This is a genomic window from uncultured Clostridium sp. (genome assembly GCF_947072515.1).
Classification (GTDB): domain Bacteria; phylum Bacillota; class Clostridia; order Clostridiales; family Clostridiaceae; genus Clostridium.
Genome location: NZ_CAMTIG010000129.1, coordinates 1 through 2,613 on the forward strand (window position 1 = coordinate 1; position 2,613 = coordinate 2,613).

At 26.2% G+C, this 2,613-nt stretch carries 4 protein-coding genes; 2 read left to right on the forward strand and 2 right to left on the reverse strand.

The window, feature by feature from the left end; genetic code table 11:
• Window positions 1-213: 213 nt before the first annotated feature.
• The gene (locus Q0W06_RS19590; protein ID WP_297639870.1) at window positions 214-906 is read left to right on the forward strand and encodes a lysozyme inhibitor LprI family protein; all 693 of its coding nucleotides are present in this window, start codon (window positions 214-216) and stop codon (window positions 904-906) included.
• 186 nt (window positions 907-1,092) lie between these two features.
• Here Q0W06_RS19590 and Q0W06_RS19595 read toward each other — a convergent pair whose 3' ends face one another.
• Both Q0W06_RS19595 and Q0W06_RS19600 read right to left on the reverse strand, forming a co-directional pair.
• Window positions 1,093-1,314, reverse strand: a complete 222-nt coding sequence (locus Q0W06_RS19595) for a DUF2922 domain-containing protein (protein WP_297639873.1) — start codon at window positions 1,312-1,314, stop codon at window positions 1,093-1,095.
• A gap of 96 nt (window positions 1,315-1,410) precedes the next feature.
• A complete protein-coding gene (locus Q0W06_RS19600; protein ID WP_297639075.1) occupies window positions 1,411-1,623 on the reverse strand; it encodes a DUF1659 domain-containing protein in 213 nt (70 codons plus the stop codon).
• Window positions 1,624-1,914: 291 nt separating this feature from the next.
• Between Q0W06_RS19600 and Q0W06_RS19605 the strand changes: the two genes are divergently transcribed.
• Window positions 1,915-2,463, forward strand: a complete 549-nt coding sequence (locus tag Q0W06_RS19605; RefSeq protein ID WP_297639875.1) for a hypothetical protein — start codon at window positions 1,915-1,917, stop codon at window positions 2,461-2,463.
• Window positions 2,464-2,613: the final 150 nt, after the last annotated feature.

Genomic DNA, 2,613 nt, shown 5'->3' on the forward strand with positions numbered 1-2,613 from the left:
TTTATCACCCCTTCATCTAATAAATATGCAGTTTTAGAATTTGTGGGGCAAATATCGAAAAATTTAAAAAGAATTTTTAAAGGATGAGATCAGTTATTATCGTATTGATGATTTATTATAAAGTAGTTTTTCTACTCTTTTAAATAAAAATAAATTTTTAATTTAATTAAAAATATGTTAAAATTAAGTGAATAAAATAAAAGGGGATAGCAAATGAATAAACAAAATGTAAATATAGTTTTATCAATAGTTTTGGGGGGAACAATTCTATTTGGTGGATACAAAATGTATGAAAAATATGAAACAAGAAAAGCAGTTGAAGCTGTAAATGGAATAATGGAGAAAGTATACAATAATGAAAATAAGGAAGAGGGTGGTGTTCCACCTAAAATAGTAGATAGTAAAGACTACGAAAAGGAAAAAGAAGAAAGAGAAAATATTTTAAAAGAGCAGGAAAAGAAAAATGATGAGTCAACAGAAGAAAAAACATTTAATAAAGAAACACAGGAAACAAACTCTATTTATAAAAGTGATGTATCAGAAAAACAAGTGGAAATTTTAGAAGAAAAATATAATAAAAAAACAGGTGAATTTTATCAATTATATGGAAGTGCCTTTAGAGAATATGGAGGTCCTTTATATGGTGAAGGAAATGAAGCTTTAAATAGTGCAAAAGAATTTTATGGAAGAACAGATAAAATTTTAAATGATTTGTGGGGAGATTTAAATGTAATACTAAGACCAGATATTTATAAAAATCTTCAAAAAGAACAGATAGAGTGGATAAAAGAAAGAGATGTACAAGCTAGTGAAGCTGGAAAGCCAGGAACTACTGCATACATAGATGCACAAGGCAGAGAAACATATAAGAGAGTTAGATATTTAATTGATACGTATTTAGACTAAACATGAAAAATAGTAGATTATACAGAATGGGTATTTAAAAGACTATGAGGTAAAAGATATAATTTATATAAATTAGTAGAAAAAGTAGTTCAATTGAGAAAAGAAAGCTTAGAAGAAAAGTGTAGAGATAAATAGATATAATTAAGAAGGGCATGCTAAAGTTTTAGCATGTCCTTCAATTTATTTTTATGCAACTTCGAATGGAGTAGTTTCTGTAGCGATTAACTCACATTTAACTTTTTCAGTTAAAGGATAGCCACCAACAGTAAAGATTTCATTGTCTATTACTGTGTTCATGATTTCTCCTAAAACAGCTTGGTCTAAATCCTCTACTAAATCTTTAAGTTTTAAAGAGAATTTCTTCCCAGTTTCGTTTGTAAAAGTCATAACAAGTACTTTTTCGAACATATAAATCATCTCCTTTTTAATAATTTTAATTTTGTTAAGTTTAAAAATTTCTGATATAAATTAATTTTAGAGAAAGCCCTTATTAAGGCTCAAACCTTATAATTTATATTCTTCAGCAGTTCCTACATAAGTTACAGGATAGTTTAAAACTTCGCTAACCTTATCAGCAAATAATTTTAAGCCAGCAGGCGAAGCCTCTAAGTTGATTCTAGAAAAACTTTGTCTTTTGATTACAGCATTTCCGTTGTTGTCCTCACCTTTTTGGTATTCAACCTTTAAAGTAAGTTTTCTTAAATTTTTATTTTCCATATTTATCACCCCTTCATCTAATAAATATGCAGTTTTAGAAATTGTGGGGCAAAATTCTAAAAAATTAAGAACTATTTTTCTTAAGACTAAATATGAAATATATAGAAATAGAAATAAATTTTATAGAATATTAAAAAATATTTTGAAATTATTTACTTAAATTATAAAAATGGTAAAAATATAAATATAATATGTACAAAATATGAATAATATGTCATAATTGTAATTGAAATAAGGTAAACGAATATATAAAACACACGATACTAAGGTATAAAAAACAGGGGGATAAAAATGAAAAAAAAGAGCTTATTAGAAAAATTAAAAGGGTTGTCAAAAGGGAAGAAAATTGCATTAGGACTTGGAACAGTTTTATTAATAGGAGCATTAGCAACACCTACTGAAGAAAAACCAGTTAATGCAAGTGAGAATAAACCTAAAATAGAAGCAGAAACTAAAAAAGATAATAAAGAGGATAAGGCAGAAGAAAAAGCAGATGAGAATCAGGTAATGTATGATAAAAATGGAATAAAGATAACATTTAAAGGTATAGAAAATGATTTAATGGGAAAAGCGATAAAGCTTAATATTGAAAATAATACAGATGGGAAAAAGACAATACAAGTTAGAGATTTATCAATTAATGGATATATGATAGATGGGATTTTCTCACCTACAATAGAAGCTGGAAAGAAAGCTAATGATAAAATATCTTTATTAAAAACATATTTAGAAGAAAATGATATAGAAAATATAGAAAGCATAGAGTTAAAATTCGCAATAATTGATTCAAATGATATATTTGATACTGTTAATACAGAAATTATAAAGGTTAAGTTATAGTAAAATTAAGATTAATTATAAAAGAGGCATACTAGAATTTTCTAGTATGCTTCTATAATTTTTATACAACTTTAAATGGAGTAGTTTCTGTAGCGATCAATTCACACTTAACTTTTTCAGTTAAAGGATAGCCACCAACAGTAAAGATTT

Bases quoted from the DNA above. Each gene is read 5' to 3' on its own strand.
- Q0W06_RS19595 (WP_297639873.1), bottom strand. From the start codon at position 1,314: ATGTTCGAAAAAGTACTTGTTATGACTTTTACAAACGAAACTGGGAAG.
- Q0W06_RS19590 (WP_297639870.1), top strand. From the start codon at position 214: ATGAATAAACAAAATGTAAATATAGTTTTATCAATAGTTTTGGGGGGA.
- Q0W06_RS19600 (WP_297639075.1), bottom strand. From the start codon at position 1,623: ATGGAAAATAAAAATTTAAGAAAACTTACTTTAAAGGTTGAATACCAA.
- Q0W06_RS19605 (WP_297639875.1), top strand. From the start codon at position 1,915: ATGAAAAAAAAGAGCTTATTAGAAAAATTAAAAGGGTTGTCAAAAGGG.